Origin of the sequence: Variovorax nivicola (assembly GCF_051216475.1) — a bacterium.
Lineage (GTDB): Bacteria > Pseudomonadota > Gammaproteobacteria > Burkholderiales > Burkholderiaceae_C > Variovorax.
The window spans coordinates 273,299-288,836 of sequence record NZ_JBPJZK010000004.1; the positions used below are offsets into that span (position 1 = coordinate 273,299).

The 15,538-nt window shown below is 67.4% G+C and carries 13 protein-coding genes; 12 read left to right on the forward strand and 1 reads right to left on the reverse strand.

From position 1 onward, the window contains the following. Positions 1–69: 69 nt before the first annotated feature. A complete protein-coding gene (locus tag ACSFBF_RS18010; RefSeq protein ID WP_435469260.1) occupies positions 70–567 on the forward strand; it encodes an Lrp/AsnC family transcriptional regulator in 498 nt (165 codons plus the stop codon). Positions 568–575: 8 nt separating this feature from the next. Here ACSFBF_RS18010 and ACSFBF_RS18015 read toward each other — a convergent pair whose 3' ends face one another. Next, positions 576–2,246, reverse strand: coding sequence for a M28 family metallopeptidase (locus ACSFBF_RS18015; RefSeq protein ID WP_435469262.1), 1,671 nt, complete (start codon positions 2,244–2,246; stop codon positions 576–578). 179 nt (positions 2,247–2,425) lie between these two features. On the opposite strand from ACSFBF_RS18015, the gene ACSFBF_RS18020 reads away from it, so the two are divergent. The 11 genes from ACSFBF_RS18020 (at position 2,426) to ACSFBF_RS18070 (ending at position 15,534) form a co-directional block, all read left to right on the forward strand. Next, positions 2,426–3,184, forward strand: a complete 759-nt coding sequence (locus tag ACSFBF_RS18020; RefSeq protein WP_435469264.1) for a basic amino acid ABC transporter substrate-binding protein — start codon at positions 2,426–2,428, stop codon at positions 3,182–3,184. Positions 3,185–3,264: 80 nt separating this feature from the next. Beyond that, positions 3,265–4,035, forward strand: coding sequence for an amino acid ABC transporter permease (locus ACSFBF_RS18025; protein ID WP_093076217.1), 771 nt, complete (start codon positions 3,265–3,267; stop codon positions 4,033–4,035). 29 nt (positions 4,036–4,064) lie between these two features. Continuing rightward, positions 4,065–5,690 carry an MFS transporter gene (locus tag ACSFBF_RS18030; protein WP_435469266.1) on the forward strand — a complete coding sequence of 542 codons (1,626 nt, stop codon included), beginning with the start codon at positions 4,065–4,067 and terminating at the stop codon, positions 5,688–5,690. Beyond that, positions 5,687–6,865, forward strand: a complete 1,179-nt coding sequence (locus tag ACSFBF_RS18035; protein WP_435469268.1) for an MFS transporter — start codon at positions 5,687–5,689, stop codon at positions 6,863–6,865. Before ACSFBF_RS18030 ends, ACSFBF_RS18035 begins: the two co-directional genes overlap by 4 nt. A gap of 157 nt (positions 6,866–7,022) precedes the next feature. Further along, the gene (locus ACSFBF_RS18040) at positions 7,023–9,644 is read left to right on the forward strand and encodes an autotransporter family protein (protein WP_435469270.1); all 2,622 of its coding nucleotides are present in this window, start codon (positions 7,023–7,025) and stop codon (positions 9,642–9,644) included. A gap of 176 nt (positions 9,645–9,820) precedes the next feature. Next, entirely contained in the window at positions 9,821–10,642 is an 822-nt protein-coding gene (locus ACSFBF_RS18045; protein ID WP_435469272.1) for a creatininase family protein, read from the forward strand. 13 nt (positions 10,643–10,655) lie between these two features. Further along, positions 10,656–11,456, forward strand: coding sequence for an ABC transporter ATP-binding protein (locus ACSFBF_RS18050; protein WP_093055344.1), 801 nt, complete (start codon positions 10,656–10,658; stop codon positions 11,454–11,456). After that, the gene (locus tag ACSFBF_RS18055; RefSeq protein ID WP_435469274.1) at positions 11,434–12,333 is read left to right on the forward strand and encodes an ABC transporter permease; all 900 of its coding nucleotides are present in this window, start codon (positions 11,434–11,436) and stop codon (positions 12,331–12,333) included. Before ACSFBF_RS18050 ends, ACSFBF_RS18055 begins: the two co-directional genes overlap by 23 nt. Continuing rightward, positions 12,323–13,702 (forward strand): FAD-binding oxidoreductase, encoded by a 1,380-nt coding sequence (locus ACSFBF_RS18060; RefSeq protein WP_435469276.1) that lies wholly within the window; start codon positions 12,323–12,325, stop codon positions 13,700–13,702. The genes ACSFBF_RS18055 and ACSFBF_RS18060 overlap by 11 nt, the downstream gene beginning before the upstream one ends. A gap of 56 nt (positions 13,703–13,758) precedes the next feature. Continuing rightward, complete coding sequence (locus ACSFBF_RS18065) at positions 13,759–14,787, forward strand: ABC transporter substrate-binding protein (protein WP_435469278.1); 1,029 nt, start codon at positions 13,759–13,761, stop codon at positions 14,785–14,787. A gap of 156 nt (positions 14,788–14,943) precedes the next feature. After that, entirely contained in the window at positions 14,944–15,534 is a 591-nt protein-coding gene (locus ACSFBF_RS18070; protein ID WP_435469280.1) for an NAD(P)H-dependent oxidoreductase, read from the forward strand. Positions 15,535–15,538: the final 4 nt, after the last annotated feature.

A 15,538-nucleotide genomic window follows, 5' to 3' on the forward strand; every position in this document is an offset into this window, starting at 1 on the left:
GACAGGTGTTTGCGTTCTTTGCCCTGAAAAACCCGCTTCCAGAAAGAATCTTGCTTAAGATTGCCATCCATGGAAAGCATTGACAAGTTCGACCTCGCAATCCTGCAAGAACTGCAGGCCGACGGCCGCCTCACCAACGCCGAGCTTGCGCAGCGCGTGGGCCTCTCTGCCGCGCCCTGCTGGCGCCGGGTTCGCGCACTGGAAGAGGCCGGCTTCATCAAGGGCTATCACGCCGAGATCGACCGCCACAAGATCGGCCTGGGCGTACTCGCCTTCGTGCGCGTGGACACCGAGCGCGTCACCCACGAGGCCACCCGCAGGCTGGAAGACGCGATCCGCAAGCTGCCCGACGTGATCGCCTGCCACTACATCAGCGGCACCGGCACCTTCGAGCTGCAGGTGGTGGCGCAAGACCTCGACAGCTTCTCGGCCTTCGCGCGCCAGCACCTCATGAACCTGCCGAACGTGAAAGACCTGCACACCAGCTTCTCGCTGGGCGAGGTGAAGGCCAGCAGCGCGCTGCCGCTGGGCCATCTCGGCGGCGCCGCCCGCTCGCGCGAGTCTTAGGTCTTAGGTCAGCGCCGCTCGCTCCGGCTGGCATCGCGCGTTGCGCGGAATTCCGACCCCTGCCCCCACTCGGGCCAGCGCCGGCTGTTCGCCAGCGTCTCGCCCACGCGGTAGAGCAGCGGCAGGTCGTGCGCCATGCCGGTGAAGGACCAGTCGGCGCGCCATTCGTCGGCCGGCTGGTGGTAGCGCTCGGCGGTATAGGCCTTACTGGCCGCTTCGCCGGCCGCGAGGCCGCCTTCCACCAGGTCGTTGCCCGAGGCGAAGGACAAGGCCGGCACGCCGCGCTTGGCAAACGAGAAATGGTCGGAACGAAAGAAATAGCCGGCTTCGGGGTGCGGGTCTGGCGCATAGGCCAGACCGAACCCCTTGGCCTGTTCGACCAGCAGGTCCTGCAATTGCGAGGCCGCGCTGCCCGAGGTGCTGAAATTGCGTGCCGGGCCTTCGGGGCCGAGCGCGTCCATGTTGATGACAGCCACGGTCCGCGCCAGCGGATACAGCGGCTTGGCGCCGTAGTACTCGGAGCCCAGCAGGCCGCGCTCCTCGGCCGTCACCGCCAGGAAGACGACGGAGCGCTCGGGCTTCCTGGGCGCGCTCGCGAAGGCGCGGCCCATCTCGATCAGCGCGGCCAGCCCGGTGCCGTTGTCGACCGCGCCGTTGTAGATCTTGTCGCCCCTGGCGTCGGGCGCGCCCACGCCCAGGTGGTCCCAGTGGGCGCTGTAGATCACCGTTTCGCCGGGCCGCTTGCGGCCCTCGACGCGGCCCACCACGTTCTTCGAGACGATCACCTGTCGATCGATCGCGTACTCGGCCGACAGGCTCGCGTCCTTCAGCAGCTGCGGCTGGAACTCGCGCGTTTGCGCCAACTTTTTCTGCGCCTCGAAGTCCAGGCCCGCGCGGCGCAACAGATCGACCGCCACTTCGCGCTGAATCCAGCCCTCCAGCTTCGGATGCACGGCAGCCGGCTGTTCGCGCTCGATGTCGAGCATGGTCGCGGTGTTGGAGTTCTTCACCGTGGCCCAGCCATAGGCGGCGAGAGCGGTCTCGTGCACGATCAGCACGCCCAGCGCACCACGGCGCGCAGCCTCTTCGAACTTGTAGGTCCAGCGGCCGTAGTAGGTCATTGCCTTGCCGCCGAAGTCTCCGCTACCGGTTTCGAAATCGGGGTCGTTCACCAGCACGACGGCGATCTTGCCTTTGAGGTCGACGCCCTTGTAGTCGTCCCAGCGCCGCTCGGGCGCGCTGACGCCGTAGCCCACGAAGACCAGCGGCGCCTGCTGGATCGCGACCGTGGTCGAGCCGTCGAGCGCGGCGCGCACCGCGATCTGCTCGCCCTGCACGAGCGCGTCGCTATGGGCCCCCACCTGAAGCATGAGCCGCGGCGTGCCGTGGAACTCGGTCTTCACCAGCGGCACCGACTGCGTCCAGCCGCGCCGGCCGCCTTCGAGATCGCCGCCGGGTGCAAGGCCCGCGGCCTTGAACTGGGCCACGAGATAGTCGACCGTCCTGGCCTCCGCCGGTGTGGCCGGCGCACGGCCTTCGAAGTCGTCGCCGGAGACCGTCTTCACGATCTGCGACAGGCGCTGCGGATCGAAGCGCGGCGCCGGGTCGGCCGCCAGCGCGCTCGCAGCGCTCCATGCGAGACCGATGCCACAGAGAAGAAAAGCAGGCCGGAGGGTCATGCAAGGCTCCTGAACAGGGAAGCTCCGGATACTAGTCAGCGGGCCACGATCGCTTCCCGATGCCCTTCATCTCTTCCGGAGAACCTTAGTTAGCCCACGCCCAGGGGGCAACCCATAGCGACAGCCTAAAATCCCCGCCCACCACCTCCCGCCGGACGGCGAAAAAGCAAGGACCCCGAATGAATCCACTCCGCCGCGCCCTGGCCCTCGGCCTCGCTGCCGCCACGCTCGCCTTCGGCGCCCAGGCCCAGAACCGCGAACTGACAGTGGCCTCCAGCGCCACCTACGCGCCCTTCGCCTTCGAGAACAAGGACAAGCAGATCGTCGGCTTCGACATCGACATCATCAACGCCATCGCCAAGCAGCAGGGCCTGAAGATCAAGATCGTCAACACGCCTTTCACCGGCATCTTCGGCGCGCTGAACAACGGCGACGTCGACCTCGTGATCTCGGGCGTCACCATCAACGAGAAGCGCAAGCAGAGCTACGACTTCACGCCGCCGTACTTCGCGGCCCGCCAGCTGATCGCGCTGCCGAAGAACAGCAAGGTCGCCTCGCTGAAAGACCTGGCCGGCAAGAAGATCGCCGTGGTCAGCGCCTCCACCGCCGACGACATCGCATCGCGCGAATTCGGCAAGACCAACCCCGACATCCGCCGCTTCGAGAGCACGCCGCTCATCATTTCCGAGCTGGCCGGCGGCGGCGTCGATGCAGCCATGGGCGACAACGGCGTGATCGCCTATCGCGTGGCGCAGAACCCCGAGCTGAAGACGCTGGACGACAAGTCCTTCCCCGAAGAAGGCTTCGGCATCGTCGTGAAGAAGGGCGACAAGCCCCTGCTCGACAAGCTCACGGCCGGCCTCGCTGCCATCCGCGCCGACGGCAGCTACGTGACGATCTACAAGAAGTGGTTCAACAAGGACCCGAACGTGCGCTGAGCCGCACGGCATTTCCCTGAACACGGCCGCCCTCACGCGGCCGTTTCGTTTTTCGTTGACTGAGAGTTGAGGACGCAAGCATGGAACAACCAGTGCTGCTTTTTGGATGGTTCCGATGGGACATCCTGGTCGAATACAAAGACCTGTTCTGGCAAGGCGCCTGGATGACGCTGCGCATGACGGTGGTCTGCGTGCTGCTGGGTTCCAGCTGGGGGCTGTGCCTCGCGCTCGCGCGCCTGGCGCACCCGCGCCACGCACCGTGGACCTGGGTCGCGCGCTTCTTCCTGCGCTGGCCGGCCACGGTGTACGTGAGCTTCTTTCGCGGCACGCCGCTGTTCGTGCAGATCCTGCTGATCCACTTCGCGGTGATGCCGGTGTTCATACACCCGACCTCGGGCATCCTGATCGACGGCGAACTCGCGCGCACGCTCAAGCAGGAGCACGGCGCGCTCATCTCGGGCGTGGTGGCGCTCACGCTCAACTCGGCGGCCTACATCTCCGAAGTGTTCCGTGCGGGCATCCAGTCGATCTCGCGCGGGCAGTTCGACGCCGGCCGCTCGATCGGCTTTTCGCCCGCGCAGGTAATGCGCTACGTGGTGCTGCCGCAGGCCTTCCGCCGCATGCTGCCGCCGCTGGGCAACAACGCCATCGCGCTGCTGAAAGATACGTCCCTGGTCTCCGCCATCGGCCTGGCCGAACTGGCCTACGCCGCGCGCACCGTGGCCGGCGCGTACGCGCGCTACTGGGAGCCGTACCTTGCGATCTCGGTCATCTACTGGGTCATGACGCTGGTGCTCACCACCATGCTGCGCCGCCTCGAACACCGCCTGGCGCGCAGCGATCGGGGTTGAGAGAAAAGGCCGCGCCACAATAGCGGCACATGCCGCCCATATCCCCCGAAGAGACACCGATCCCCCCGGCCCGGCCGCAGCCGACGAAGCTCGCGGCCCTCGAGCCTCTCAAGCTCCCCGTGTTCCGCATGCTGTGGAGCACCTGGCTCGTCGCCAACATCTGCATGTGGATGAACGACGTGGCCGCCGCGTGGATGATGACCTCGCTGACCACCTCGCCCATCTGGGTGGCGCTGGTGCAGTCGGCCTCCACGCTGCCGGTGTTCCTGCTGGGCCTGCCCAGCGGCGCGCTGGCCGACATCCTCGACCGGCGGCGTTGGCTGGTGGCCACGCAGTTCTGGCTGGCCGGCACCGCCATCGTGCTGTGCGCCGCGCTGGCGCTCGACCTCATGACCGCGCCGCTGCTGCTGGCGCTCACCTTCGCCAACGGCATCGGCCTGGCACTGCGCTGGCCGGTGTTCGCGGCCATCGTGCCCGAGCTGGTGCCGCGGCCGCAGCTGCCGGCCGCGCTGGGCCTGAACGGCATCGCGATGAACGCGTCGCGCATCGTCGGCCCGCTCACCGCCGGCATGCTGATCGCGAGCGCGGGCAGCATCTGGGTCTTTGCGCTGAACGCAGTGCTGTCGGTGGCCTCGGGCTTCGTGGTGCTGCGCTGGCGGCGCGAGCACACGCCCAACCCGCTGGGCCGCGAGAAGCTCGTCAGCGCGATGCGCGTGGGCGTGCAGTTCGTGCGGCAGTCGCAGCGCATGCGCGCGGTGCTCACGCGCATCTCGATCTTCTTCTTTCACTCGACCGCGCTGCTGGCGCTGCTGCCGCTGCTGGCGCGCAACCTCCAGGGTGGCGGCGCGGGCACCTTCACGCTGCTGCTGGCCGCCATGGGCGCGGGCGCGATCATCGCGGTGCTGTTCTTGCCGCGGCTGCGCCAGGCGCTGGGGCGCGACCAGCTGGTGCTGCGCGGCACGCTGCTGCAGTCGGGCGCCACGGCCGTCATGGCCTTCGCGCCGAATGCATGGGTCGCCGTGCCGGCGATGTTCTTCGGCGGCATGGCGTGGATCACGGTGGCCAATTCACTCTCGGTGTCGGCCCAGCTTGCGCTGCCCGACTGGGTGCGCGCGCGCGGCATGTCGATGTACCAGATGGCGATCATGGGCGCGAGCGCGATCGGCGCTGCCATCTGGGGGCAGGTGGCCACGGTCACCTCGCTGGTCGCCAGCCTTTCCGTCGCCGCCATCAGCGGCACGCTGCTGATGCTCGCGGCCCTGCGCTGGGTGACCGACGTGAGCGGCGAAGACGACACCAGCCCCGCCCAGGCCGGCTGGGCCGCCGGTCCGCCGACCGAGGCGCCGCAGGAAGACGGCCGCGTGGTCATCACCGTCGAATTCATGATCGACCCGGCCCGCGCCGCCGCCTTTCACCTCGTGATGCAGCAGACCCGCCGCGCGCGCCTGAGCCAGGGCGCCATCGGCTGGGAGCTGCTGCACGACATCGCGCAGCCGGAGCGCTACGTGGAGCAGATCGTCGACGAGTCGTGGACGGACCACCTGCGCCGCTTCAATCGCGCGACGGCCAGCGACATGGCGCTGCGCGAGCGGCGGCTGGCCTTTCACCTCGGCGAATCGCCGCCTGTGGTCACGCGCTATGTGGTGCGGCGATGAGCATGAAAACCTCGCAGATCGGCACGCTCTTCGGCTGCCTCTTCCTGATCGGTTCGGCGGAGGTGCTTGCCGGCCCGATGATGGGCGCCATGAGCGCCGACTTCGGCGTTCGCTCCAGCGCCATCGCCTACCTGCCCGCCGCCTACGGGCTCAGCTATGGCGCGGTGGCCCTGCTGGCGGGCCCGCTGTCGGACCGGTGGGGGCGCAAGCGGCCGCTGCAGGCGGGGCTGCTCGGGTTCGCGCTGCTCAGCGCGCTCATTCCCAGTGCTCCCCATCTGCTGGCCGCCATCATCCTGTCGGCATTGGCCGGCGTGTGCGCGGCCGTCGTGCAGCCCAACGCGCTGGCCCTGGTGGCCGACGAATCGCCGCCCGAACAGGTGGGCAGGCGTCTGGGCCACGTCTTCATCGGCCTGATGCTGGCGTTCGTTCTCACGCCCGTGCTGGCGGGGCGGCTGGCGGATACGTGGGGATGGCGATCGGCCTACTACGCGCTGGCCGCCCTCGCCGTGCTGGCCGCGCTGGCGGTTTCGCGCGCCTTCGTCGATCGCGTGCCTGGTGCCGGCTCGCATGCGGCGCACATGGACTTCATGGCCACGCACCGCGAGGCACTGAAAACGCCCGGTGCCCGCCGCCGGCTGTCGGCCAGCTACCTCTGGCTCGGCTGGGTCGCGGGGTTCGGGGCGGTCGTGGCGGAAGTCGCGTCGCGGAAGCTGTCGCTGTCACCCACCGACACCGGCCTGCTGGCGGGCTTCTACGGGCTGGCCGTGATCGCCGGCAACCTTGCGAGCGGCAAGCTGCAGCGCATGGCGGGCGAAGCGGCATTGCCGGGCGCCGCGCTCGTCGCGGCCGTGGGCCTGCTCGGCTTCATGCTGCCGGTCGGGTCGATGGCCCAGCTGGCGCTGCTCGGCTTGCCGTGGGCCTTCGGCTACGGCTGCGCCGGGCCCTTGCACCATGCCAGGCTGAGCGCGCTGTCCGAGCGCTGCCGGGGCACCATCAACTCGTACCACGCGAGCCTGCTCAACCTGGGCATTTTCTCGGTCTCGTTCGCACTGGGCACCGTCGTCCCGCGCTTCTCCGTGACCCTGTTTTGCGGCCTGGTGGGCGTTGTCACGCTGCTCGGCGCATGCCTGCTCATTCCATGGCCGCGCCGGAAGACGCAGACCGTGGCGGCCTGAAAGGCACCGGCGCCCGCGCCGTCTCACTACAGCAACACGAAAACATTCGCTCGATTGTTTCTTGATTGTTAATCGTGCCAAATGTCCCGGCAAATGGCCAAGCGGCCGCCCAGCCCGGGGTCGTGCACGAGAGACAACAAAGAACAAAGGAGCAAGCATGAGCATCGCGCGATCGCGTCGGGTTCCGCGTCACCTTCCTTCCCCTTCCCCTCTTGTTCGCTGCCTTGCGGCAACACTCGCCACACTGGCCGCCGATGGCGCCTATGCCGCCTGCGCGCCCACCGCCACGCCGGGCTCGAACACCTCCGTGGTCTGCGACGGCGCGACGACCGGCTCGGCCAGCGTGATCGCCACGCCGGGCAGCACCGGCGTCAGCATCACCGTGAACAACGGCGCCACGCTCAGCACCAACGCCACGCAGGTCCTGCTGGTGCGCGATGCCAGCACCATCACGAACAACGGCACCATCACCGTCTCTGGCGGTTTGGGTTCGGCCCGCGCGGCGATGGTCGCCACGGGCAACGACAACACTCTGACCAACAACGGCGCCATCCGCACGACGAGCGGCAGCACCTCCGGCATCCTGGTGACGTCGAACAGCAGCACGCGCACGCTCATCACCAACAACGGCAGCATCGTCACCACGGGCGGCAGCTCGCACGGCGTTTCCATGCTGGGCCCGGGCAACACGGTGTTCAACAACGGCACCATCTCGGTCAGCGGCACGTCGGCCAAAGGCGTCTACCTGCAGGGCGGCAACCTCGTCGCCAACCTGCTGGTGAACACCGGCACCATCACCACCACCGGTGCCAACTCGCCCGCGGGCGGCGCCGACGCGGTGCATGCGAACACGCTCGGCTCCAGCTTCTTCTCGCGCGTGGAGAACCGGGCCGGCGCCACGCTGTCGAGCGCCAACGGCTATGGCTATCGCGGCCAGAACGGCAACGACGTGCTGGTCAACGCCGGCACCATCGAAGGACACGGCGGCGCCGCCAATACCGACGCAATCTATATGGGCGCGCTCGGCAACGGCACACTGATATTGCAGACCGGCTCAGTCATCCGCGGCGGCGCCGACGGCGGCGTCGGAAAAACTGCCAGCACCTTCCTCGAAGGCAGCGGCACGGTGGACAACGCGTTCCGCAATTTCCAGAACTTGACGATGCGCGGCACGGAATGGTCGTGGCTGACCGACGCAAACTTTTCAGACTCGATTCGCGTCGAGTCCGGCCGCTTCAACCTCCCCGCGACGCTGACGAGCCCGGTCATCACGGTGCTCCCCGGCACCACAGTCGCCGGTACCGGCACCTTCGCGGGCAACGTGACCAACCAGGGCACGCTGCTGCCCGGCCCGAACGACGGCGTGAACTTCGGCGCCTTCACCGTGCGCGGCAACTACTTCGGCGGCAGCGGCGCGCTGATGCAGGTCAACACGGTGCTGGCCGGCGACAACTCGCCTTCGGACAAGCTGGTGATCGACGGCGGCGCGGCATCGGGCAGCACCGGCATCCGCGTGGTCAACCGCGGCGGCCTGGGCGCGCCCACGCTGGCCGACGGCATCCTGGTGGTGCAGGCGCTCAACGGCGCCACCACGGCCTCCACCGCGTTCTCGCTGACCCAGGCGGTCGAGGCCGGCGCCTACAACTACCGGCTGTTCCGCGGCGGCGCGACCGGCAACAACCCCGACAACTGGTACCTGCGCAACAGCGGCTACCTCGTCGGCGGCACCGTGGTGGGCTCGCTGACAGAAGCGCTCGCGGTCATCAACGGAACGCCGCCGGTGCCCGGCGCGCCCCCAGCCGCCATGTCGGTGGAACCGGTCAAGCTCTACCGGCCCGAGGTTCCGCTCTACAGCGCCCTGCCAATTGCCGTGCGCCGCCTCGGGCTCGCGCAGCTGGGCAGCTTCCACGACCGGCAGGGCGACCAGCAGCTGCTGGCGGATGACGAAGGCCGGCAGGCCTCGTGGGGTCGCGTGTTCGGCGAGAGCACGCGGCAGCGCCTGCGCGGCGATGCGAATCCGCAGTTCGACGGCAACGTCCACGGCCTGCAGCTCGGCCACGACTTCCTGGTGGGCACCGACGCAGCCGGCGGACGCAACCGCGTCGGCGTGCTGGGCGGCTACACCCGGGCCAGCGGCAGCGCGAGCGGCGTCGCCGACGGCGCCACCAACGAGGCGGCCGGCCGCCTGAGCGTGGAGGGCTACAGCCTGGGCGCGTACTGGACCCGCATCGCGAGCAGCGGCTGGTACAGCGACGCCGTGCTCATGGCCACCCGCTTCAAGACCGACGCGCTTTCCACGCTCGGCCGCGGCGGCAGGCCGCACGGCAAGACGATCACCGCATCGCTGGAAGCGGGCTATCCGTTTGCCCTGAGCGACACCGTGACGCTGCAGCCGCAGGCGCAGCTGATCTGGCAGCGCAGCTCGATCGACGATTTCGACGACGGCCTTTCCACCGTGCGCTTCCAGCGCGACAACGCTGTCACCGGCCGGCTGGGCGCGCGGCTCGAAGGCCGCTTCGACGCAGGCGGCAGTGTCTGGAAGCCGTATCTGAAGGTCAACCTGTGGCACACCTTCAGCGGCAGCAACGCGCTCTACTTCGGGCCGACCGACCAGGTCGTCAACCGCCGCAACTCGAGCGCGCTCGAAGTCGGCGGCGGCATCGTCGGGCAGCTGAACAAGACGCTGGCGGTCTACGGCGGCCTGGCGTACACCAGCGCCATCGGCATCACCGAGCAGACCGGCGTGCAGGGACAACTGGGGCTGCGCCTGCGCTGGTGAACCCCGGGCGGCGGGCGCTCGGGGTCAATTTTTGACCATCTGAGCAAATTTGATGGCATGCAGCTTGCATGAGGTCGGTCATGAAAGATCAACGGGTATCCACGGATAGCCATTCTTTTTTGACCGTATGGATAATTTAGACCATCATCCCGTCCGTCGCCACGAGGTACACCACGATGAATCCGCCCCCACTGCGCAGCCGTTTCTGGTCTGACCTGACCAGCGAAGAGTTCTCCCGCCTCGACCGCGAACGGCTGATCGCCGTGCTGCCCGTGGGCGCGACCGAGCAGCACGGCCCCCACCTGCCGATGTCGACCGACACCGCCACCATCGACGGCATGGTGCGCGCCACGCTGCCGCACCTGCCCGACGACCTGCCGGTGCTGTTCCTGCCCACCGTGCCCTACGGCAAGAGCAACGAGCACTCGCGCTACCCGGGCACGCTCACCGTATCGGCGAACACGCTGATCTCGCTGTGGACCGACATCGGCGCCTGCGTTGCCAAGGCCGGCGTGCGCAAGCTGGTGCTCTACAACAGCCACGGCGGCCAGATGAGCGTGATGGACATCGTGGCGCGCGACCTGCGCGAGGCGCACGACATGATGGTCGTGGCCGCCAACTGGTACACGCTGGGCCTGCCCGAAGGGCTTTTCACCGCGCACGAAGGCAAGCACGGCATCCACGCCGGCGACCTCGAAAGCTCGGTCATGCTGCATCTCACGCCCGACTACGTGCGCAAAGACCAGTTCCAGAATTTCAGCTCCATGACGGAGCAGCTGGCCGCCGAGAACAAGTTCCTCTCGATCACTCCCAGCGGCAAGCTCGGCTGGCAGATGCACGACATCAACCCCTCGGGCGCAGCCGGCGACGCCACGCGCGCCACCGCCGAAAAGGGCGCGGCGGTGCTCGACCACGTGGGCCGCCGCTTCGTCGAACTGCTGCACGAGGTTGACCGCTTCCCGCTGTCGCGCCTCGCCAACCAGCCTGCCTGGCGCTAGGCTCGCACGCATCATGGAAAGCACCACACCATCCACCCCGCCGCTGGTCACGCTGCGCAACGTCAGCAAGCGTTTTGCCAACGGCACGCTCGCGCTGCAGGGCATGACGCTCGACATCGGCGAGCACGACTTCATCAGCTTCCTGGGCCCCTCGGGCTGCGGCAAAAGCACCGCGCTGCGCCTCATCGCGGGGCTCACGCGCCTCAGTTCGGGCGACATGCACTGGTCGGGTGCCAACACCGGAAAGACGCAGAGCGACCGCGACCTGGGTTTCGTGTTCCAGGAGCCCACGCTCATGCCCTGGGCCAAGGTGTTCGACAACGTCTGGCTACCGCTCAAGCTCGCGGGCATGAGCCGCGATGCGGCCGCGCCGGTGGTGCAGCAGGTGCTTGAAATGGTCGGCCTATCGCGCTTTGCCGACGTGTACCCGCGCGAGCTCTCGGGCGGCATGAAGATGCGCGTGTCGATTGCACGCGCGCTGGTCACGCACCCGCGCCTGCTGCTGATGGACGAGCCCTTTGCCGCGCTCGACGAAATGACGCGCATCAAGCTCAACAACGACCTGCTGGCCATCTGGCGCGAGCACCGCTTCTCGGTGGTGTTCGTCACGCACAGCGTGTATGAGTCGGTGTATCTGTCGAACCGCATCGTGGTGATGGCGGCGCGGCCGGGCCGCGTGATCGACGAGATCCGCATCGACGAACCCTATCCGCGCGGCGAAGAGTTCCGCACCTCGAGCCGCTACAACGCGCACTGCACTGCCGTGTCGCAATCCTTGCACGGAGCCCTGCATGGCCTCGACATCGATCACTGAGCCCGTCGCCCTCGCGGACGTCAATGCCAATGCGGATGCGGACGCGGCGCCATCCGAGGCCTCGCTGCGCGCGCACGAAGACAGGCTGCGCCGGCGCGAGTCGCTGCTGCGCATCGTCGTGCCCGCGGGCATCGTCGTGCTGCTGCTGCTCATCTGGGAATGGACGGTTCGTGCCAACAACATTCCGCACTACATCCTGCCCGCGCCCTCGCTCATTCTTCGCACGCTGTTCGACAACTGGGATTCGCTGTCGAGTGCGCTGTGGTTCACGGTAAAGCTCACGCTGCTCGCGCTCGCCGCGGCCATCGTCGGCGGCGTGCTGCTGGCCATTGCGTTCGCGCTCTTCAAGTGGGTGGAGATCGGCCTGTTCCCGATCGCCGTGATCCTGCAGGTCACGCCGATCATCGCGATTGCGCCGCTGATCCTGATCTACGTTTCGAGCACCACGGCGGCGCTGCTGCTGTGCGCGTGGATCGTGGCCTTCTTCCCGATTCTGTCGAACACGGTCATCGGCCTGAAAAGCGCGGACAGCAATCTTCGCGACCTGTTCCAGCTCTACAAGGCCTCGCCGTGGCAGACCTTCCGCTACCTGCTCGCGCCCAGCGCACTGCCGTACTTCATGGCGGGCCTGAAGATCGCGGGCGGGCTGAGCCTGATCGGTGCGGTGGTGGCCGAGTTCACGGCCGGCACGGCGGGCAAGGAAACGGGTCTTGCATCGCGCATTCTCGAATCGAGCTTCCGCACCGAGATTCCGATGATGTTCGCGGCGCTGCTGCTGGTGTCGTTGCTGGGCATCGTGATCTTCATCGTGTTCGCGGCGCTGTCGCGGTTGGTGCTCGGGCACTGGCACGAAAGCGAAATGCGCCGTGAACGCTAGGACCATCGTGCCTGCCGTCGACTGGGATGCCGTGCGCGCCGACCTGCGCGGACTCAACGTCATCACCGCACCGGCGCAGCGCAAGCAGCTGTCGAAGGACTTCTACTGGTACAGCCCCATCCTCAGCGCGCAGCTCGCGGGCTGTGTGGCCGACCTCGTCGTCAAGGTCAGCACCGAGGACGACGTGCGGCAGGCCGCCGCCGTGGCCGCCAAATGGAAGCTGCCGCTCACCGTGCGCGCCGGCGGCACCGGCAACTATGGCCAGTGCGTGCCGCTCGAAGGCGGCATCGTGCTCGACGTGACGCAGATGTGCCGCGTGCTCGACATCCAGCCCGGGCGCATCCGCGTCGAGGCCGGTGCGCGCATGCACGACATCGACCTCGCCGCGCGCGAGACCGGCCAGGCGCTGCGCATGTGGCCCTCGACATGGCACGTGGCCTCCATCGGCGGCTTCATCGCGGGCGGCTTCGGCGGCATCGGCTCGTTCCGCCACGGCATCCTGCGCGACCCCGGCAACCTGCTGCGCGCGCGCGTGATGACGGTGGAGCGCGAGCCGCGCGTCATCGAGCTGCATGGCGACGAGATCCAGCAGGTGCACCACGCTTACGGCACCAATGGCGTGATCCTCGATGTGGAAGTGGCGCTGAGCCCGGCGGTCGAATGGGTGCACTGCACGGTGCTGTTCGACACGTATCGCGGCGCGCTCGACTTCGGCATTGCGGCGCAGGCGCCGACGCTCGACATCTTCCTACTGTCTACGGTCGAGGCGCGTTTCTCTCCCTACTACACGGCCATGCGCGACCGCTTTCCGGCCGACCGGCATGCGGTGTTCGCCATGGTCTCGCCCGAGTCGATGGCGGACTTCGGTGCACTGGCCGATTCGCAGGGCGGCACGATTTCCGTCTCAGGCACCGAGGCCGAGTTGCTCGCCGATGGCCTGCCGCCCGCCTACGAGTGCGCCTTCAACCACACGACGCTGCAGGCACTGAAGGCCGACCGCAGCTGGACCTACCTGCAGGTGGCCTACGCCCAGCCCTTCGACCCTTCGGTGGTCGAGCGCCATCTGCAAATCTTCGGCGACGACGTGCTGCAGCACCAGGACTTCGCGCGCGCCAACGGCGAGTGCGGCACCTTCGGCATCCTGCTCGTGCGCTGGAAGGGCGAGGCCCACCAGTACGAAGTGATCCGCGAGATCGAGTCGCAGGGCGGCTGCCAGATCTTCAACCCGCACGTCGTGACCATCGAGGACGGCGGCATGAAGACCATCGACACGCAGCAGATCGAATTCAAGAAGCGCAGCGACCCGATGGGGCTCATGAATCCCGGCAAGACGCGCGGCTGGCATCCCGACATGGCCGTCGAGCGTTGAAAAGATTTAGTCTCCGCATCCCGTACTTTCCAAAACCTCCACAGGAGTCCGTCCCCATGCGCATCCCCGCTTTCAATCTCCGACCGCTTGCCTTCGGCCTTGCCCTCGCGGCCGCCGCCTTCGCCGCGCAGGCGCAGGAAAAAGTGGTGTTCGCCACCAACTGGAAGGCGCAGGCCGGCCACGGCGGCTTCTATCAGGCGCTGGTGGACGGCACCTACAAGAAGTACGGCCTCGACGTCGACATCCAGCAGGGCGGCCCGATGGTCAACAACCGGCCGATGCTGCCGGCCGGCAAGGTCGACTTCCTGATGACCGGCAACCTGCTGCAGTCCTTCGACAACGTGAAGAACGGTGTGCCCACGGTGGTGGTCGCGGCCTTCTTCCAGAAAGACCCACAGGCCATGTTCGCCCACCCGGGCCAGGGCTTCGACACCTTCAAGGACATGACCAAGGCGCCGGTGGCCTTCATCGGCAAGGACGGGCAGTTCAGCTTCTGGCAGTGGATGAAGTCGGAGCATGGCTTCAAGGATTCGCAGCTCAAGCCCTACACCTTCAACGTCGGCCCGTTCCTGGCGGACAAGAAGTCCATTCAACAGGGTTATGCGATTTCGGAGCCGCTGTCGATCAAGGCGCAGGCCGGCTTCGACCCGGTGGTGCAGCTGTTGGCCGACAACGGCTTCTCGACCTACTCGACCACCATCGAGACGCGCGCCGACCTGATCAAGACCAAGCCCGAGACGGTGCGCAAGTTCGTCGAGGCATCGATCATCGGCTGGAACAACTACCTCTACGGCGACAACAAGGCCGCCAACGAGATGATCGCCAAGATCAACCCCGACTCGCCCGTGGCTGCCTCGCAAGGCTCCATCGAGCTGATGAAGAAGATGGGCATCGTCGACAGCGGCGAGTCGCTCACCAAGGGCATCGGCGCAATGGACGAGGCCCGCGTGAAGGACTTCTACGACAAGATGGTCAAGGCCGGGCTGTACAAGGCCGGCGAGGTCGATCTCTCGAAAGTCGTGACCACGCAGTTCGTCAACAAGGGCGTCGGTGTCGACGTTCGCAAGAAGCTGACCGGCAAGTAAGCCGCTTCGAAAGTTTTTCCCGTGGGTCGCGCGGGGCTTGCGCCGGGGTCAGATGCCGGCGCCTGGGTTGCCATAAGGCACTGCGCGGCCTTTTGTTCCTTGGGCTCTGACCCCGTCTCGCCAGTCACGCAAGTCCTGAGCGAACCGGCCCTCCACATGAAAACGCTAGTCGTCCACTGCCATCCGAACCCTGACAGCTTCAACCACGCGCTCTATCGCACCGCCCTCGAGGCGCTCGAACCGCGACACCCCGTCAAGGCCATCGACCTGTACGCCGAGGGCTTCGACCCGACGCTGACACGCGAAGAGCGCATCGCCTATCTCGACAACCCCGACCTGATCCGCGAACGCGTGAAACCCCACGTCGAAGCGCTGCTGTGGGCCGAGCACCTTGTGTTCGTGTTTCCCACCTGGTTCCACGGACCGCCGTCGATGCTCAAGGGCTGGCTCGAACGGGTGTGGCTGCCGGGCGTGGCCTTCCTGCCGGCGGAACGCAAGGGGCAGCTCGCGAAGTCGGGCATGCGGCACATCCGGCGGCTGACGGTGGTGACCACCGGCGGCTCGCCGCGCTGGTTCGTGCTGATGATCGGTGACCCGGGCCGGCGGCTGTTCACGCGTGCGCTGCGTGCGCTGTTCGCATGGCGCTGCAAGGTGACGTGGCTGCAGCTGCACGACATGAACGCCGTGACCGCGAGCGACCGGACCCATTTCATCGAGCGCGTGTCGCGCAAGCTGGGCAGCATCTAGAAAA

Excerpts from the sequence above, each read along its gene's own strand:
- ACSFBF_RS18010 (WP_435469260.1), top strand. The coding sequence starts at position 70 with ATGGAAAGCATTGACAAGTTCGACCTCGCAATCCTGCAAGAACTGCAG.
- ACSFBF_RS18015 (WP_435469262.1), bottom strand. The coding sequence starts at position 2,246 with ATGACCCTCCGGCCTGCTTTTCTTCTCTGTGGCATCGGTCTCGCATGG.
- ACSFBF_RS18020 (WP_435469264.1), top strand. The coding sequence starts at position 2,426 with ATGAATCCACTCCGCCGCGCCCTGGCCCTCGGCCTCGCTGCCGCCACG.
- ACSFBF_RS18025 (WP_093076217.1), top strand. The coding sequence starts at position 3,265 with ATGGAACAACCAGTGCTGCTTTTTGGATGGTTCCGATGGGACATCCTG.
- ACSFBF_RS18030 (WP_435469266.1), top strand. The coding sequence starts at position 4,065 with ATGCCGCCCATATCCCCCGAAGAGACACCGATCCCCCCGGCCCGGCCG.
- ACSFBF_RS18035 (WP_435469268.1), top strand. The coding sequence starts at position 5,687 with ATGAGCATGAAAACCTCGCAGATCGGCACGCTCTTCGGCTGCCTCTTC.
- ACSFBF_RS18040 (WP_435469270.1), top strand. The coding sequence starts at position 7,023 with ATGAGCATCGCGCGATCGCGTCGGGTTCCGCGTCACCTTCCTTCCCCT.
- ACSFBF_RS18045 (WP_435469272.1), top strand. The coding sequence starts at position 9,821 with ATGAATCCGCCCCCACTGCGCAGCCGTTTCTGGTCTGACCTGACCAGC.
- ACSFBF_RS18050 (WP_093055344.1), top strand. The coding sequence starts at position 10,656 with ATGGAAAGCACCACACCATCCACCCCGCCGCTGGTCACGCTGCGCAAC.
- ACSFBF_RS18055 (WP_435469274.1), top strand. The coding sequence starts at position 11,434 with ATGGCCTCGACATCGATCACTGAGCCCGTCGCCCTCGCGGACGTCAAT.
- ACSFBF_RS18065 (WP_435469278.1), top strand. The coding sequence starts at position 13,759 with ATGCGCATCCCCGCTTTCAATCTCCGACCGCTTGCCTTCGGCCTTGCC.
- ACSFBF_RS18070 (WP_435469280.1), top strand. The coding sequence starts at position 14,944 with ATGAAAACGCTAGTCGTCCACTGCCATCCGAACCCTGACAGCTTCAAC.